Raw genomic sequence first — 16,181 nt, 5'->3', positions numbered from 1 at the left:
AGACCTTGACCGACACCGCCGTTTCGTCGCCCAGACCTCGTTCCGAACTGGGCGAGATCATGCACCACCTCGTCCGCGATCCCATGGGCCTCGCCGGGCTGATCATAGTGGCGCTTATAGTCGCCTCCGCGCTCTTCGCGCCCTGGATCGCGCCCTATGACCCCATCGCGATGAACATCCCGGACCGGCTGCAGGGGCCGAACGTCGCCCACTTCATGGGCACGGACCAGCTTGGCCGCGATACTTTCTCGCGCGTGATCTGGGGTGGGCGCGTGGCGCTGCAGGTGGCGCTGCCGACGATCGGCGGCGCCATCGCCATCGGTCTGGTTCTTGGCATGATCGCCGGCTACGGGCCGAAATGGCTCGACAACCTGATCGTGCTCTTCTTCGACACCGTGCGCGCCTTCCCGACCGTCATGTTCGCGCTCGCCGTGGTCGCTTTGGTGGGGCCGAGCCTCAATACCGTCATCGTCGTCATCATGATGACCTCAATCCCGACCTACGGCCGGGTCGTGCGTACGCTGACCCAATCCCTGAAAGAGGCCGAGTTCATAACCGCCGAACGCTCGCTCGGCGCACGCGTGCCGCGGATCATGGCCGTTCATATCGTGCCGAACGTACTTGGCCCCCTCGCGGTACTTGCCGCGATGGATATCCCGACCGTCGTCGGGCTTGAGGCGGGGCTTTCGTTCCTCGGTATGGGGGTGAAGCCACCCACACCGTCCTGGGGTTCGCTTCTTAACGACGGCTACGCGCTTATCCGCAACACGCCCTGGCTGATCGTCGCCGGGGGCATCCCGCTCATCCTCACGACGCTTGGCTTCACCTTCCTTGGCGAGGCGCTTCGTGACGTCGTCGATCCCAAACTCCGTGGAAAAGGGGGCAAGTGATGACGGTTCTCGACATCCGCGACCTTTCCATCAGCTACGACACCCCTCGGGGGAGCCTGAAAGCGCTGAGGAACGTCTCGATGATGATCCCGGAGGGCAGGATCGTCGGCATCGTCGGCGAGTCGGGCTGCGGCAAGTCAACGCTGATCTCCTCCGTGATCCGGCTGATGGCTCCGAATGCTCGCGTCGGTTCCGGCGAGGTGCGCTTCAAAGGCGCCGACATTCTCGGACGTTCAGAAGCTGAGATGAGGGCGCTCAGGGGCACCGACATCTCCATGGTCTTCCAGGATCCGATGCAGACCCACAACCCGGTCCTGACCGTCGGACGCCAGATGGTGGACATCCAGTATCGCGACAAGAAGACCAAGACCGAAAAGCTGAAGCGCGCGGCCGAGATGCTGGCGCTTGTCGGCATCCCGGACCCTGAGGCTCGGCTCAACCAGTATCCGTTCGAATTCTCCGGTGGTATGCGCCAGCGCATCGCCATTGCCATGGCGCTGATGGCGAAACCTTCGCTTTTGATCGCCGACGAACCGACGACGGCGCTCGATGCAACGCTGGAGGTTCAGATCATCAAGCGGCTCAAGGAGTTGCAGGAAGAGGTCGGCTGCTCGATCCTCTTCATCTCGCACCATCTCGGCGTGATCGCCGAACTTTGCGACGAGGTCGTGGTGATGTACGCCGGCGAGGTGGTGGAGTCCGGATCGGTACGGGATGTGTTCCACAATCCGGCGCACCCATATACTCGCGCGCTTCTCGAATGCGATCCGGGCCATATCAAGGTCAGTACGCGCGTCCTGCCGACCATCCCCGGAAACATCCCTGACCTCATCAACCTGCCCCGAGGCTGCATCTTCGCCGAGCGATGTGAAAGACGCCATGCCGCTTGCACCACGCGGCCCGAAATGCGGAGCGCGGGCGCGGGCCATCAGGCCGCCTGCTTGCTGATTGAAGAGAGGGAAACCGCATGAGCGCGCTTCTCGAAATCCGCGATGTTTTCGTCCGCTTCGGCGTCCGCGGTGGCATCTTTTCCTCCGCTGGAAGCATCGACGCCGTTTCAAGTGTCAGCCTGACCGTCGAGGCTGGCAAGACCTACGGCATTGTCGGTGAAAGCGGGTCCGGCAAGACGACGCTCGCCCGCGCGGTGGCGGGGCTGCATCACGCCTCCGAAGGCTCGATCCTCTACCAGGGCCAAGAACTCGTGAACCTGCCGGAGGCGGAGTTCCGCAAGCTTCGGCGCGAGATCGTGATGATGTTCCAGGACCCGATCGGCTCGCTCTCTCCGCGGCTCACGATCAAGTCGCTGATCACGGAACCTTTCCGAATCCAGGGCATGAAGGGCCGCGATCTCGATGCCGAGGCGCAGCGGCTTCTGGCTATGGTCGGATTGCCGCCGGAGTTTGCCGCCCGCTATCCCTATCAGATCTCTGGCGGGCAAGCGCGGCGGGTCGGCGTCGCTCGTGCTCTCGCGCTCGATCCGAAGCTTCTGATCGCCGATGAGCCCACTGCGGGCCTCGACGTCTCCATTCAGGGCGAGATGTTGAATCTCCTCGCGAAGCTTCAGGACGAGCTTGGGCTCGCCATCTTGATCATCACCCACAACCTCAATGTGGTGCGGCACATCACTGACAAGGTAGGGATCATGTATCTCGGCAAGCTCGTCGAGGAAGGCCCGACTGAGGAGGTCTTTGCCCGCCCGAAGCACCCCTATACGCTTGCCCTTCTTGCCGCCAACCCCGAGCCAGACCCCGATGCTCAGCTCATGCGGGTGGAACTCGCCGGAGAGCCGCCGAGCGTCCTCCGCAGGCCCAAGGGCTGCGAGTTCCATACCCGCTGCCCCTTCGTACAGCCGCGCTGTTCGGTGGAAGCGCCCGCATGGACAGTCCGCGTCGACGGGGCGCATCGCTGCCACTTCCCCGAAATCTGGACGCGCGAGGTTCAGGCCGCGACATGAGCGCCGCGATCTTCACGAACGGTTCCATTCTGGCTCTGGACGAAGGCAATTCGACACCGGAAGCCGTGGGCATCGAGGGGGAGCGCATCGCCGCGGTTGGCCGGCTTTGCGAGGTCCGCGCGGCGCTCCCCGGCGCGACAGAGATCGATCTGGCCGGGCGGACGCTTGTCCCGGCATTCATCGACCCGCATGGCCATTTCCCCGACAGCGCCCTCGTCAAACTTCTGCGTGCCGATCTCGCCTCACCCCCGCGCGGTGAATGTCGGAGCTTGTCCGACGTCTTCGACCGGCTGCGTGCAAAGATCAGCGAGACACCCCGTGGAGAATGGGTGATGGGCGCGGCTCTGGACGAGACCGCGCTCGCCGAGGGGCGGATGCCCACCCGGGACGAACTCGATGCGCTGAGCCGAGACCACCCGATCTGGGTGATCCACACGTCGGGCCATTGCGGTGTCGCCAATTCCATGGCGCTCGCCCGTTACGGGGTGACCGAAGAGACCTTGGACCCCGCCGGCGGGCGCTATCTGCGCGACGCCTCGAGCCGTCTCACCGGCGGGATCGAGGGGCTATCGGCGATGGGAGAGATGGGGGATACGCATTTCCTCATCGACCGCGCGAATTTTCGCCGCTGTTTCGCCGCAGCACGCGAGGAATATCTCGCCCACGGCGTGACTCTCGCGCAGAACTCATGGGCCGCAATGCCGCTTCTGGAACTGTTCGCCGATGTTGCGGCGGACGGCGATCCCGACATCGACCTCGTTCTCCTGCCGGTCGCCGAGATCGAACCTGAGTTCTCCGAAATCGGCCTTGGCAGGACCTGGCCGGAAAACCGTCACATCACGCTCGGTCCGCGCAAACTTCTGACAGACGGGTCCTTCCTCATGCGCACAGCCTACCTGACCGAGCCCTATTACACCGGTGCGCCAGGCGAGGCGCCGGATACCGGTTTGCCCTATACAAGCCGCGAGGCGCTCTTCGCCGAAGTGAAGAAGCTCCATGACATGGGGTTCCAGATTCACACGCACTGCAACGGCGACGCGGCCTCGGACATCTATCTCGATGCGATCGAGGCGGCGCTGAATGCGAACCCGCGCGACGATCATCGCCATACGATTATCCACGGGCAGGTGATGCGGCAGGACCAGCTTTTTCGCTGCGCCGAACTCGGTGTCACGGTCAGCTTCTTTCCCGCCCACGTCTGGTTCTGGGGCGACAAGCACTACGAGGAAATCCTTGGCCCCGAGCGGTCGCAGAACATTTCACCCACGGGCTGGGCGGAACGGGCGGGCGTCCGCTTCACCATTCACAACGATGCGGCGGTGACGCCGACACGGCCGCTTCAGCTGATCCACACGACGGTTAATCGGAAGACCCTTTCCGGGCGCACTCTCGGTGCGCACCAGCGTATCTGTGCGCTCTCGGCGCTCCGTGCGCATACGATCAACGCAGCGTGGCAGGTTTTTCAGGAGCACGAGCGTGGCTCCCTCGAGCCCGGCAAATTGGCAGATCTGGTGATGCTCGATCGCAACCCCCTCAGCACTCCTGACGGGATCGACGGAATTTGTGTGGTTGAGACATGGCGGCGGGGAACTTGCGTCTACAAGGCCCAAACAGAAGAAATCGGAGAGCGCGCGTGAGTTACGCGATTTATGTTGGCAAGAACCACTCACGCACCGGCCATGCATGGCTGGGTGGTTATGGTGACGAACCCTCGTCCCATTGGCTGGAGATCGTACCGGCAATGGACCATCCCGACGGTACGCTTATCGAAGTCGGCGTCGGGCCTGAGGCAGACATGCCGGGCCGTCGCACGAAAATTCCGCAAGTGGCGAAGACGCTGCGCCATGTGCGCGTAAGCTATTCCTACTACCTTGGCGTGCCCGCACCCATCACCAATGGCGGCCTGAACGAGAAAGGCTTGGCGGTGCGCGATGTCTGGTCGACCTCGCGCAGGGAACTGATCGAGATGACGCCGAAGGATCAGGCCGGGCTGAACTACAGTGATCTTGCCCGGATCGTGATGGAGCGGGCCAGCACCGCTCGCGAGGCGGTCAAAATCTGCGCAGCTTTGATAGCCGAACATGGCGAGGCCACCTATGGCGGCAATTCCCACCTCTTTGCCGATGCCAATGAAGCGTGGGTGATGATCCAGTTCGCTGGCGGCAAAGGCCTCTGGGTCGCCGAACGGCTGGGTCCCGACAGCATCCGCGCCTCGCGCCCCGGCTATGTGCTCGAAGTGCCGGTCGATCGGGCCGATCACCCGGATTTCCTCTGTTCGCCGAACTTCGTGAGCTTCGCGCGCGAGATGGGGTGGTATTCCGACGGACCTTTCGACGCGAATGCGATTTACGGTGACGGCAAGGGACGATGGGAGGGCATCTGCTGGATCGAAGCCGAGATGCAGGCCCGCGCCGCGCGCCCCGAAAAGATCGGGCTGGAGGACATGATCTGGGCCGTGCGCACCGAAAGGTTGACCGGGGACACGGCTGGCTATGGCCAGATCGTACCCCTTGTTGATGTGCCGGACCCGGGCCTGCAGTTAATGTGGCACTCCGCCACTGGCGCTTTGGCCGCACCGTTTTCTCCGGTATTCCTGGGTCAGGATCGCGTGCCCGCCGAGTACGGGCCACGGCGCTATCTGACGACCGGCGAGTCACGCCGCTTCATGGATCTGCGCAAAGCCGCTAGTGGCGTCATCGATAGCGTATCTCTCGTGCCGCAGATCGTCGAAGCCCACCGGTCGGCATTCTATGAATCAAAACGGCTCTTGTACCTTATGCAGCTTTTGGGCCACCCAGCTCTCGAGCGGGTAACAGCCGTGTTCCAGGCGCGCGAGAAGGCGTTGGAGAGCCTTGTCGCATCGTACCTGCGAATAGCCCAACACGCGGTTGCAGGCGGAAATCGGGAAGACGCGCTGCGAATCCTGAGCCACTTCAGCACTGGTGAACTCAAAGCGTGCCTCGACCTTGTGATGTCGCTCTCACAAGGTCTCGAAGCGGAACTGGCGGTCGACGGATCCGACCGCACCGGCACAGAGCCAGTCAGCTTTCTGCAGGTCTGGTGATGTCAAAAGCCCTTGCCGATCCGCAACATCCGAGAGGCAGACCCAAAGCAGTGTCAGACGAGCTTTGCCTGAAGGGTGCAGGGCGGCTCCGTGGCGTCGGTTCATGACGGAGCGCAACCCCTTCAAGTAGCTCGACCAGTCCCGAGGCCGTCGTTCACGCCTCCGTTTCCAGCCAATTCAATCAGGAAGGTCTTGTCAGAGTAACTCGGCAGGAGACGGGCCGATGGGCGAACAACAGAGCAGAGAATTCGCACCTTCCGTTCCGACGACGCGAGCGGGTCATGCTCCGCTTTCGACGGATGCGAAGTTTGCAGACGTTCGCCGCGGTCCACGCCTCCGCCTCAAACCGCTTCGACCAGGAGCGCAATCTCTCCAGCAGATCACTCTTCAAGGCCAACCGAGCTGCCGCTCTCGCCGAATGACGCGGTCTCTGCACGGGATAAGGTGCAGTTTCACTGTCCCGGCGGAGACTGGTCCGAATTGGTCTGCCAGCACCACCGCAAGGGCTTGCAGCAGGGGCAGAACGGAGAATGGTGACTTCTGCGGTGTCAGGCGGGAAGCTCGGCGCGGCGCGGCACGGTCCGCTGACCGCCGGACAAGATGTCAGCACTGGGCTGAAAGCGGCCGTCATCAACTTTCGTTTTCGTGCTACCTTGAGTTTGGCATGATCGCTGGCTGCCAAGGGTGGAACTGATGCAGGATTTCGGTGAATTTGCCGCGCGAGAGCGCGATGGCTGGGCAAATGAAGGGCTCGTGTCGGCATATGTCGACAAGTTCGTTCCTGTAACCGACTCTATCGCCCGGGTTCTAGTCGAACGGAGCTCCCCGAGGGACAAGTCTATCCTCGACTTGTGCTGTGGGCAGGGAACTCTGACAGCCATGCTGTGCGACGCTGGCGCAAAGGTGACGGGGCTGGATTTTTCGAACGAGATGCTGGCCCGTGCAGCTTTGAACGCACCTGAAGCCGATCTGCGGCAGGGAGATGCAGGATCGCTGCCATTCGACGATGGTGCATTCGATCAGGTGGTCTGCAATTTTGGAATGATGCATCTTCCCGACCAGCAGAAGGCTCTGTCGGAAGTCCAGAGAGTTCTAAGGCCAGACGGTCGATTTCTCATGGCTACGTGGGCAGCTCCCGATGTTTCGCCAGCGTTCGGAACGGTCTTTGGCGCCATCAGAGGCAATGCGGACTTCTCCAAAGCCCCAGCACAGCCCGATCTCTTCGTATTTGCGAAACCAGAGGGCGCACGGGAAATGATGAAGGTATCCGGGTTGCGCGTGGTCTCGCATGAGATCGTTCCGGCATTTTGGGAGCTCTCGGAACCTGGAGAATTGTTCGAGATCTTCCTTACTGCCACGGTAGCTGCTTCCCAACTGATCAAGGGTCAGGAGCCTGAAGTCATAGGGGCCATCCAGGAACAGATTACGGACAACGTGCGCGAGAACTTTGGAGATGAGGGCGGATTTCGCGTTCCTGTACCGGTGGCCATCGTCGAAGCTGCACTCTGAATACGAGAACGCAGGCGACGACGGCCACTCTGGTCCGCTGAGAAGCCGTCGCGTGTGTCCAGAGCATACGGCCTCTTCGTCCCGCACAGCGGCCGTCACACGACTCGAGATGCTGCACTATCGTTGAAGGTTCGGTTTGACGGGCAGCGCCGCAGCATTGCGAACACCAGTTGAACGGCAGCTTCGGGCCGGGAGCTGCGGTTTACGCCGGTCACAGCGCGTTGCCGCGGTACTTGGTTCATCACGACTTGGCCCACCTGACGAACGAGGCGACCAAGAAGGCCTGCCAACACCAGCCCGACCGCAAAAGCGAGACGGATTCTCCCTGATGCCGGTTGCCGCGCCGCCCCACGTCAGGGTCATGGGCTCTTTGTCCAGTTCGTAATCGGCGAGCCACAGGATCACGGCGCCGCGTCCATGAAATCGCGGAAGGCGGCGAGGAAAACATCCCATGCCGGCTTGCCGGGCAGCGGCAGGTGGTTGGCCGTCTCCAGCACCAGAAGCTCGGCGTTCGGGATCCCGGCGGCTAGCTTGCGGGCTTCCGACAGCGGATGCACCGCGTCGTGCCGGGCATGGACGATCAGCGTCGGGCAGCGCACTTGCGGCAAGAGCGCGCTGTTGTCCACCGCGTTGATTGCGTCCCTGAGCGCCAGTTCGGCCTCTTTCGTGACCGATCCCTGGAGGTTCCTCGCGGCAGCAAGGATTGCGTCCAGCGGACCCTCGGGCAGATAGGCGAACATGAAAGCGGCGCCGATCCCCTCGGCCTCGGAACGCCAGCCCTCGGACACCAGGCGCCGGAACGCGTCGTTCGCCACGTCCGTCCCGCTGCGCCTGGATCGGCCTTCGACGTAGCCTCCTGCAATGACCAGCCGGCTGACACGCGATGGGTGGCGCACGGCAAAGCGCAACGCGGCGTGGATGCCGCCTGATTGCGAGAACAGCGCGAAGCGCTCGAAGCCCGCGGCATCCGCCACCAAGCCGATATCGTCGGCCAGCGCCTCGTAGTCGACCCGCGGCGCCGCATCGCCCCCGTCGCCAAAGCCGCGCCTGGTGAACCGGGCCAGGCGATACGACTGCGCCAGCGCCTCGGTCGCATCGCGCCAGTAGGGAGAGGTCCATTCCACCTCGATGTCCCAGGCCGGCGCATCGACGCGCAAGAGTGGCGGACCGCTGCCATTCACCGAGACGGCGATAGGCTGTCCACCCGCCCCGGCAATGTAGCGCACGCGGGGGACGGTCGCGGGGCGCGGCGCATCGGCGGATGGCTCGGGCAAGGGGGCTGCTGCCCCCACCGCCGTGACCTCGGCCACCAGCATCAGCCCCCGTCGCGCCACTGTGCGGATGACGGCCTGCGTCTTGCCGTCGTCGCCCACGGCCTTGCGCGCGGCGGCAATGCAGGCCGAAATCGCGCTTTCGGATACGATGCGGCCCTGCCAAACCTCTTCGATCATGCGATCGCGGGTGACGAGTTCCCCAGCATTCCGCACCAGGAGGTGGATGAGGTCGAATACCCGGGGCTCCACCGCCACCGGCGCGCCGCTCCGCGTCAGCGTCAGGCGCGCATCGTCGAGGACGCAATCGGCGAAACGATGTTGCATGACGGGGATGTTATCGCAGTTCTTCCCGGCGTCCCCAGCAAAATCACAGGGCAAACGCAGGGGTTTCCAAGGCCTGCCCTCAAGCGGAGTGGCACTGGGCCCGGCAATCTTGGGTCACCAGCCAAGGAGACCAGCCATGATGATGCCTTTCAACACCGACCTGATGAAGCACCCCGCCGCCGCCCACACAGCACCGACCGCACATGAGCGCGAGGCGCTCCGCTCCCGCCGCGAGGCCCGCCGCGCTGCCTTTTTCGCCTTCGTCGAAGAGGTATTCTCCCAGGCGCCGCGTCACCCGGCATCCGTGGTCCGCGCCAGGATCGGCTCGGCCTCTTGACCCAGATGCATCGCGCCCGCGCGCCTTCCTGGCCGGCCTTGTCAGAAGAACTTGGTTTGCGTCGGGCCGAGGTGCCGGACAGCGTCTGCCCATGACGAAGCGCAGCCCCTTCCGCTACTTCAAAACGAGCCTGGATATCATCCGGCTGGCGGTAATGCGCATGTTCGGCTTGAGTACAGTCTCCACCAGTGCGTCGCGCGCCAGCGTCCGGAATTCCATGACAAAAATGCGGCCGCCAAGAAAAGCGACGCGTCCACTATATTTGGACAGGAACAGTGAACCGTCTTCCGGATCGACCGAACGCTCGAGCGATCGGCACCGCACCATGCCCTCGTACTCGTCGAGGCGGACCATGGCACAGATGACCGAGTTCTCCCAGCTATGCGAGAGGAAATAGCTCAGGTAGTAGCCAAGATATCGGCGAAGCGGGATCGTCTGTCCCAGGAAGGCGCTGTCGAACCCATCGGGACCGACGTTGCCCTGCGCCGCGCCGTAAAGCAGAGACGTGACGTTGGGATGGTTTTCGAATTCCTCCTGCGGCAGCATGAGTTCAGCAGGCCGGACCCCGAAGTGGAGCGCGATCCGCCGCAGGTTGGCGGCCGATGGGCGCGACGATCCATCAGGCTCCGGACTCATTGATTTTCAAAGCCGGAACATGACGGTTGCGGCGAGAGCGACGGCGGACAGGAAGACCTTTGGGCATCTGTCGTAACGGGTCGCCACGCGCCGCCAATCCTTTAGCCTGCGGAACATGATCTCGATCCGGTTGCGGCGTTTGTAGCGGCGCTTGTCATATTTGACGGGCTTGCCGCGGGACTTCCGGCCCGGGATGCAGGGCCTGATCCCCTGTCTTTCAAGGCGTCGCGGAACCAATCTGCATCATAGCCCCGGTCGGCGAGCAGCCAGTCGGCCCCGGGCAGGCTACTCAGCAGCGCGGCAGCGCCAGTATGGTCGCTGACCTGGCCCGCCGTCATGAAGAAACGCAGAGGGCGGCCCTTCGCATCCGTGACCGCATGCAGCTTGGTGTTCAGCCCTCCCTTCGTGCGCCCGATCAGACACCCGCATCTCCCTTTTTCGCCCGCAGGTTCGAAGCCGTGCGGTGCGCTTTCAGGTAGGTCGCGTCGGTCGTGACGGTCTCCTGCTCGGCGCCCTCGGCGGCCAGACCTTCCATCATCCGGGCAAAGACCCCCATGTCGCCCCAACGCTTCCAGCGGTTGTAGAGCGTCTTCGACGGTCCATATTCCCTGGGCGCGTCGCACCAGCGCAAGCCATTGCGATTGATGAAGATTATGCCGCTCAGGACACGCCGGTCGTCGACGCGTGGCTTGCCATGGCTCTTGGGGAGTGAGGCGGATCAGCAATCGATCCGGTGGATCGATTGCCCGACGAACGGTTGAAGGCGCGCCATCTGCGCGTCCGTCAGCCAGAAAAGGTTGCTCATGCTCAGGCCTCATTGCGGAGCCTGAATCATGCCGCAAGCGCGAGATCAATAGGTCCTGAGCCTAGTCTGACACCACCGTCTGGACAGCTCCCGTCCGTCTAGCCGTTCACCGCACCAGCCATATGGCACAGGATCTCGAACATCACAGAGATTCCCAGGAACGCCGTGGCGCCGGACTGATCGAATGGAGGCGAGACCTCGACGAGATCTGCGCCGACGATGTCGACCCCGTCAAGCAGGCGGACGACCTGTAGCGCCTGGTATGAATTGGGGCCTCCGACCTCGGGCGTGCCGGTGCCAGGGGCGAAGGCGGGATCGATGAAGTCGATGTCGTAGGAGACGTAAGTCGGCCTCTCGCTTACGATTTCCTTCGCCTCGATCATCACGTCCTCGGGACCACGGGCATGGAATTCCTCGATAGGGATCACTCGGACACCGACACTGTCGGCAAAATCGCGGTCTTCGCTGTCGTACGTCGTGCCGCGGATCCCGATCTGGACCACGCGTTTGGGGTCGAGCAGCCCCTCCTCGATGGCCCGGCGGAAGGGGGTGCCGTGGGTATACATGTTGCCGCCGAAATAGCTGTGGAACAGATCGGTGTGGCTGTCGAAATGGATCATCGCGAGCGGTTCGGACTTGCCCAGCGCGCGCAGGATCGGCAGCGAATTGAGGTGGTCGCCGCCGGCGACCAGGGGGCGGATGCTGGCCGCCTGGACCCGTTCGAAAAACCTGGTGATCCGTGCCATCGCGTCCTGCAGATCGGCGGGGTTCGGGGCCACGTCGCCGAGATCGGCGATGTTCGCCAACTCGAACGGCCGTACCCCGGTCGCGCCGTTCTGGGCGCGGATCATCGTCGACATGTCGCGTAGCTGGCGCGGCCCGTGGCGCGGTCCCGGCCGGTTGGTGGTGCCCGAATCCCAGGGCGAGCCGATCAGGCCGATCTGCACCTCGGCAAGCCGGGGGTGGTCGAGCGGCACATACGGCAGGCGCATGAAGGTGGGTATGCCCGCGAAACGGGGCAGATCCAAACCGGAGACGGGGTGAAAGAAGGGGTCGCTTGTCATTTTTCGGGTCCTGTCAGGTCATAACACTGCCACCGTTCACGCCGAAACACTGGCCGGTGACGAAGTTGCTCTCGGCGCCCGCGAGGAAGCAGGCCATCGCGGCGATATCTTCGGGTTGGCCGAAGCGGGCGAGCGGTGTCGCCATGTCCTTCGCAAGCTGCTCGGGGCTCATGCTCGCGGGGCTTGTCATGTCCGTTTCGATCGACCCGGGGGCGATGGCGTTCACCAGGATATTCGGGGCCAATTCGCGCGCCAGTGTCCGAGTGAGCGCGATGATCGCCCCCTTCGATGCGGTGTAGGCCGACATCTCCTCGCGTCCGAGAATGCCGAGGTCGCTGGCAATGTTGATGATCCGGCCCGCCTGAGCACGGCGCACGAAGGCGCGCGAGGCGAGGAAGGTGCCGCGCAGGTTCACCGCGATCACCCGGTCGAACTCCTCCACACCGGTCTTGGCGAGCGGGCTCTGGCGCAGGATGCCGGCATTGTTGACGAGGATGTCCGGCGGGCCGAACGCGTCCGTGGCGGCATCGAAGAACGCCTCCACCGCCGCTTCATCCGACACGTCGGCGGTCTGTTCCATCCCCATGGACAGGCCTTGGATCTCGCTGAGCGTCGCGCCGGCGGCCGGATCGCCGGGATGGCAGAAGGCGACCTTTGCCCTCTTCCGGGCCAGCGCCAGCGCAATCGCCCGGCCGATCCCGCGCGAGCCCCCGGTGACGAGGGCGACCTTGCCAGCGAGGCTCATGACATAACCTCGCCGCGGTCGACGTTGATCGCCTGGCCGGTGATGTTGGCCCCGCCCGACGAGGCGAGGAACATGTAGATGTCGGCCATGTCGGCCGGTTCCATAAGGCCGTCGATCGCCTGCGCGGACATGATCTCGGCCTCGACGTCGGCCTCGCTGCGCCCACTGGCCTTCGCCAGTTCGCGTAGCGAGTTCATCGCCGGGCCGGTCTTGACCCAGCCCGGGCAGACGGCGTTCACCCGGATGCCGCGCGGCCCCAGCTCCTGTGCCCAGGTCCGCGCCAATCCGACCAGCGCATGCTTGCTGGCCACATAGGCCGAAAACCCGGGCACGGCGGTGCGCGCCCAGATCGAGGCGGTGAGGATGATGCGTCCGCCGTCTGGAATACGTGTCACCAACGTGTCGGTCACGTTCTGCGTGCCGGTGACGTTGATCGCGACGATGCGTTCGAAGGTCGCGTTGCCCGCCGGGTTTTCGCCGGTGAGCGGGGTGGGGCGCTCGAGCCCTGCGTTGTTGACAAGCACATCGACCCGGTCGATCCCGGCGAGCCTTTCCGTGACCATCGCGGCATTGGCGATGTCGCACTGGATCGCGCGGACCTTGCCCGGCATCCGCTGGGCCGCGTCATGGATCGCCTGCGTATCCGACAGAATGATCAGGTCCGCCCCGGCGCGGGCAAAGCCCTCAGCCACGCCATGGCCAATGCCACTCGACGCACCGGTCACCAGCACCGTCTTGCCGGTGAAATCGAAGCTTACACTCATTCCGCGCCACGCCCCTCTTCCCGCATCAGCCGCATCAGGTGCGACTCAAGCTCGGCGTAGCCGTCGAGTTTCACCGCGCGTTCCTTGTCGCCGATCCGATGGCCCTGCTTGAACGCCGGCACGATCTCTTCTTTCACCCGGCCTGGATGGCTGGACAGAAACACAATCTTGTCGGCCAGAAAGATCGCTTCTTCGAGGTCGTGAGTGACGATGACCATCGTGGTGTTCGTCTTCTCCGCGACATCGATCATGAGTTCCTGCATCAGCCACCGTGTCTCGGCGTCGAGCGCCCCGAAAGGCTCGTCCATCAGAAGCACTTCGGGATCATTCGCCAGCGTTCTGGCGATGGCCACCCTTTGGCGCATGCCGCCAGAGAGCTGCGAGGGGTAGGCGTCTGCAAACTTGCCGAGGCCGACAAGTTTGATGAAACGGTCCGCCCTCTCGCGCCGCTCGGCTGGGGCGACCCCGTTGATATCCATGCCAAACTCGACGTTCTTCCGGACGGTGAGCCAGTCGAACGAGGTGTAGGCCTGGAAAACCATCCCGCGGTCGCGTCCGGGGCCGTCGACTGTTCGGCCGCCGATGAAGATTTCGCCCGACGTCGGGGTTTCGAGGCCCGCCATCATCCTCAGGATCGTTGACTTGCCGCAACCGGACGGGCCGAGCAACACGCAAATCGAATTGCGCTCGACCGCGAAGTTGATGTCCTTGACCGCCGTCACGCTGCGGCCTCCGCCGAGGTCGAACGCCTTGGTGATGCCGCGGATTTCCAGAGCGGAGTCGGTGGTCGTCGCGGTCATGTTCAGGCCTTTCGCAGGTAGGGGAAGGCCCAGCGGTGCAGGGCGGCGAACAAGAGATCGAAGGCGAGGCCGAGCACGCCGATCACGATGATGCCGGAAAGGATCTCGTCGGTTTTCAGAAACCGGCGGGCGCGCATCATCATCGCACCGATGCCGGTGGTCGAAGCGACAATCTCGGCGATGACCAGGTAGGTCCAGGCCATAGCCAGCATCTGGCGCATCGCCACCACGATATCGGGCAAGACGGCCGGGAAGATGACGCGCCTCACCACCGTCCCGCGGCGCGCGCCGAGCGTGAGCGCCGTCTCCACCAGCTCTTCGCGCACGTTCTTAGTGTGATCCATGATCAGGGTGATGAGGAAGAAGATCACCCCTATGAACAGGAGCGCCAACTTGGGCGCCTCGCCGGTGCCGAACCACATCAGCAGGATCGGGATGAACGACGGCGCCGGCAGGTAGCGCCAGGCCGAAACGAAGGGGGCTATGAACGCCTCGATGGCAGGGAAACTGCCCATCATCACGCCGAGCGGCACGGCGACGGCGACCGCCATCGCGAAGGCGGCGAGAACGCGGCCGATCGATATCAACACGTCGGACGCGAAGCCGCGACCGAAGAACAGGTCGATGGTCGTGGCGAAGACCTGCTGCGGCGCGGGTACCAGCAACTCGTTGACCATGCCGGAAGCCGAAGCGAAGACCCAGACACCGAAGAACAGAACCCAGATGGCTATCGCAGAGGAAATGCTCTGGCGTCGGCCGACCGGCTTGCGCAGCCGGAGGAAAGGTTTGGATCGCGAACGCTCCGTCACGGCCATGCTCCGATTGGTGGAGCAGGGAGCGCCAAGTGCGGCGCTCCCCGCGATGCGTCAGTGTGCCGTCAGTTCCTGGCGGTAGCCGGCAGCCACGAGATCGGCCATGAGGCTGCAGTCGATGCCCGCGGCGGCGTCGATCTTGTTGGTCATCAGGCCGAGCTTGATCCACCAGTCGTTGGTGAGCGCGACGGTGTCGACGATCGAGCCATTGGCCATCCCGAACGGACCATCGCCATCGAGCACGCCGCAAATGCGGGCGCTTTCGTCGAAGTCCATCATGTAGATGCCGCCAAGCAGGCTCTTGCCGTCGTTGCCGATGACGTAGCCGATATCCTCGACCGGCCATTGAAGGAAGTCGGCCATCTGCTGGTTCACCTCCTCGGTATGGGCATTCCAGTAGCCGAGGCCCTCCCAGCGCGCCTTGAGCACCGCGACCGCAGTGTCACGGTGTTCTGCGATGAAGTTCTTGTTCATGTAGAGCGCGTCCATGAAGATGCCGGTCTTCAGCATGTCCGGATCCGAGGTGTCCACCACGCTCTTCGCGCCCGGCTTGGCTTCAAGCACCTTGGAAATCCACGGCTCATACATGTAAGCCGCGGCGAGGTCGTCCGACATCATCGGCCCGACCGCCTCGTCGGCGTTCAGGTTCACCCATTCCACCTGGTCCGGGGCGATGCCCTCCGAATCCAGCCAGAGACCCATCAGGAGCTGGCCAATGTAGGCCTGCGGCGCGGCCACTTTCTTTCCGGGCAGCTCGGTGATCGCCATGTCGGGGGCGAGGATCACGTGGTCGACGCCGTAGGACGGGTTCATGAAAGCCACGTTCACCACGTCGGTGCCGCGGTCGACCACGAGCGGGGTGTAGTCGGCGGTGCAGCCGTAGACGTCGATCTGCCCGGCCGCGAGCGCGGCATGCCCGCCGAGCGGGTCCTCGAAGATCGTGAAGTTGAGGTCGTGGTCGGCGACGAGCCCGTTGTCGTCGGCGACCTTGAGCATCGCGTAGCCCGGCCAGGAGACGCAGATGCCTATGTTAACGGTATCGGCGGCCGCGGCGCCGACGCCGCCTCCCGCCAGAAGCGCCGCGGCGGCGGCGATGTTGAGAACTTGGCGCATGGTTTTTCTCCGCTGCTGGCGTGAAATCTTGTCCATGCCAAATTCTGTACAGACTAAAAAGGTTTATGCAATAAAAATTTGTTCTTGACC

Annotated in this window: 15 protein-coding genes and 2 pseudogenes; 8 read left to right on the top strand and 9 right to left on the bottom strand. The window is 63.6% G+C overall.

Translation table 11 applies throughout. The features are described from left to right. Window positions 1-5 precede the first annotated feature (5 nt). The 7 genes and pseudogenes from ABCN56_RS07135 (at window position 6) to ABCN56_RS07105 (ending at window position 7,417) form a co-directional block, all read left to right on the top strand. The gene (locus ABCN56_RS07135; protein WP_343080066.1) at window positions 6-890 is read left to right on the top strand and encodes an ABC transporter permease; all 885 of its coding nucleotides are present in this window, start codon (window positions 6-8) and stop codon (window positions 888-890) included. After that, window positions 890-1,861 carry an ABC transporter ATP-binding protein gene (locus ABCN56_RS07130; protein ID WP_343080065.1) on the top strand — a complete coding sequence of 324 codons (972 nt, stop codon included), beginning with the start codon at window positions 890-892 and terminating at the stop codon, window positions 1,859-1,861. The genes ABCN56_RS07135 and ABCN56_RS07130 overlap by 1 nt, the downstream gene beginning before the upstream one ends. Beyond that, on the top strand, window positions 1,858-2,844 hold the full coding sequence (locus ABCN56_RS07125) for an ABC transporter ATP-binding protein (RefSeq protein WP_343080064.1): 987 nt from the start codon (window positions 1,858-1,860) through the stop codon (window positions 2,842-2,844). The genes ABCN56_RS07130 and ABCN56_RS07125 overlap by 4 nt, the downstream gene beginning before the upstream one ends. After that, a complete protein-coding gene (locus tag ABCN56_RS07120) occupies window positions 2,841-4,481 on the top strand; it encodes an amidohydrolase (RefSeq protein WP_343080063.1) in 1,641 nt (546 codons plus the stop codon). Before ABCN56_RS07125 ends, ABCN56_RS07120 begins: the two co-directional genes overlap by 4 nt. Next, window positions 4,478-5,908, top strand: a complete 1,431-nt coding sequence (locus ABCN56_RS07115) for a C69 family dipeptidase (protein ID WP_343080062.1) — start codon at window positions 4,478-4,480, stop codon at window positions 5,906-5,908. Before ABCN56_RS07120 ends, ABCN56_RS07115 begins: the two co-directional genes overlap by 4 nt. Window positions 5,909-6,072: 164 nt before the next feature. Then, window positions 6,073-6,330, top strand: a pseudogene (locus tag ABCN56_RS07110) (DDE-type integrase/transposase/recombinase); the annotation flags it as partial. A gap of 271 nt (window positions 6,331-6,601) precedes the next feature. Beyond that, on the top strand, window positions 6,602-7,417 hold the full coding sequence (locus ABCN56_RS07105; RefSeq protein WP_343080061.1) for a class I SAM-dependent methyltransferase: 816 nt from the start codon (window positions 6,602-6,604) through the stop codon (window positions 7,415-7,417). 401 nt (window positions 7,418-7,818) lie between these two features. On the opposite strand, the gene ABCN56_RS07100 is transcribed toward ABCN56_RS07105, so the two are convergent. Continuing rightward, a complete protein-coding gene (locus ABCN56_RS07100; protein WP_343080060.1) occupies window positions 7,819-9,015 on the bottom strand; it encodes an alpha/beta hydrolase in 1,197 nt (398 codons plus the stop codon). Window positions 9,016-9,151: 136 nt separating this feature from the next. Between ABCN56_RS07100 and ABCN56_RS07095 the strand changes: the two genes are divergently transcribed. After that, on the top strand, window positions 9,152-9,352 hold the full coding sequence (locus tag ABCN56_RS07095; protein WP_343080059.1) for a hypothetical protein: 201 nt from the start codon (window positions 9,152-9,154) through the stop codon (window positions 9,350-9,352). A 114-nt stretch (window positions 9,353-9,466) separates the two neighbouring features. Here ABCN56_RS07095 and ABCN56_RS07090 read toward each other — a convergent pair whose 3' ends face one another. The 8 genes and pseudogenes from ABCN56_RS07090 to ABCN56_RS07055 all read right to left on the bottom strand — a co-directional run bounded on the left by ABCN56_RS07090 (window position 9,467) and on the right by ABCN56_RS07055 (window position 16,091). Continuing rightward, window positions 9,467-9,988, bottom strand: a complete 522-nt coding sequence (locus ABCN56_RS07090) for a hypothetical protein (protein WP_343080058.1) — start codon at window positions 9,986-9,988, stop codon at window positions 9,467-9,469. Window positions 9,989-9,994: 6 nt separating this feature from the next. Next, window positions 9,995-10,793: pseudogene (locus ABCN56_RS07085) on the bottom strand (IS5 family transposase). A 98-nt stretch (window positions 10,794-10,891) separates the two neighbouring features. After that, window positions 10,892-11,857, bottom strand: a complete 966-nt coding sequence (gene speB / locus ABCN56_RS07080; protein ID WP_343080057.1) for an agmatinase — start codon at window positions 11,855-11,857, stop codon at window positions 10,892-10,894. A gap of 13 nt (window positions 11,858-11,870) precedes the next feature. Continuing rightward, complete coding sequence (locus ABCN56_RS07075) at window positions 11,871-12,602, bottom strand: SDR family NAD(P)-dependent oxidoreductase (RefSeq protein ID WP_343080056.1); 732 nt, start codon at window positions 12,600-12,602, stop codon at window positions 11,871-11,873. After that, the gene (locus ABCN56_RS07070; RefSeq protein WP_343080055.1) at window positions 12,599-13,366 is read right to left on the bottom strand and encodes an SDR family NAD(P)-dependent oxidoreductase; all 768 of its coding nucleotides are present in this window, start codon (window positions 13,364-13,366) and stop codon (window positions 12,599-12,601) included. The genes ABCN56_RS07075 and ABCN56_RS07070 overlap by 4 nt, the downstream gene beginning before the upstream one ends. After that, entirely contained in the window at window positions 13,363-14,166 is an 804-nt protein-coding gene (locus tag ABCN56_RS07065) for an ABC transporter ATP-binding protein (protein ID WP_343080054.1), read from the bottom strand. Before ABCN56_RS07065 ends, ABCN56_RS07070 begins: the two co-directional genes overlap by 4 nt. Window positions 14,167-14,168: 2 nt before the next feature. Continuing rightward, on the bottom strand, window positions 14,169-14,975 hold the full coding sequence (locus ABCN56_RS07060) for an ABC transporter permease (protein WP_343080053.1): 807 nt from the start codon (window positions 14,973-14,975) through the stop codon (window positions 14,169-14,171). A 57-nt stretch (window positions 14,976-15,032) separates the two neighbouring features. Next, window positions 15,033-16,091: an ABC transporter substrate-binding protein gene (locus ABCN56_RS07055; RefSeq protein ID WP_343080052.1), complete on the bottom strand. Its 1,059-nt coding sequence runs from the start codon at window positions 16,089-16,091 to the stop codon at window positions 15,033-15,035. Window positions 16,092-16,181: the final 90 nt, after the last annotated feature.

Origin of the sequence: Ostreiculturibacter nitratireducens (assembly GCF_032670585.1) — a bacterium.
Classification (GTDB): Bacteria; Pseudomonadota; Alphaproteobacteria; order Rhodobacterales; family Rhodobacteraceae; genus Ostreiculturibacter; species Ostreiculturibacter nitratireducens.
The sequence above is the reverse complement of the archived record's forward strand: the minus strand, read 5'-3'. Positions and strand labels throughout refer to the sequence as shown.

Bases quoted from the DNA above. Each gene is read 5' to 3' on its own strand.
- ABCN56_RS07055 (WP_343080052.1), bottom strand. From the start codon at position 16,091: ATGCGCCAAGTTCTCAACATCGCCGCCGCCGCGGCGCTTCTGGCGGGA.
- ABCN56_RS07130 (WP_343080065.1), top strand. From the start codon at position 890: ATGACGGTTCTCGACATCCGCGACCTTTCCATCAGCTACGACACCCCT.
- ABCN56_RS07100 (WP_343080060.1), bottom strand. From the start codon at position 9,015: ATGCAACATCGTTTCGCCGATTGCGTCCTCGACGATGCGCGCCTGACG.
- ABCN56_RS07095 (WP_343080059.1), top strand. From the start codon at position 9,152: ATGATGATGCCTTTCAACACCGACCTGATGAAGCACCCCGCCGCCGCC.
- ABCN56_RS07125 (WP_343080064.1), top strand. From the start codon at position 1,858: ATGAGCGCGCTTCTCGAAATCCGCGATGTTTTCGTCCGCTTCGGCGTC.
- ABCN56_RS07065 (WP_343080054.1), bottom strand. From the start codon at position 14,166: ATGACCGCGACGACCACCGACTCCGCTCTGGAAATCCGCGGCATCACC.
- speB (WP_343080057.1), bottom strand. From the start codon at position 11,857: ATGACAAGCGACCCCTTCTTTCACCCCGTCTCCGGTTTGGATCTGCCC.
- ABCN56_RS07070 (WP_343080055.1), bottom strand. From the start codon at position 13,366: ATGAGTGTAAGCTTCGATTTCACCGGCAAGACGGTGCTGGTGACCGGT.
- ABCN56_RS07075 (WP_343080056.1), bottom strand. From the start codon at position 12,602: ATGAGCCTCGCTGGCAAGGTCGCCCTCGTCACCGGGGGCTCGCGCGGG.
- ABCN56_RS07105 (WP_343080061.1), top strand. From the start codon at position 6,602: ATGCAGGATTTCGGTGAATTTGCCGCGCGAGAGCGCGATGGCTGGGCA.
- ABCN56_RS07090 (WP_343080058.1), bottom strand. From the start codon at position 9,988: ATGAGTCCGGAGCCTGATGGATCGTCGCGCCCATCGGCCGCCAACCTG.
- ABCN56_RS07120 (WP_343080063.1), top strand. From the start codon at position 2,841: ATGAGCGCCGCGATCTTCACGAACGGTTCCATTCTGGCTCTGGACGAA.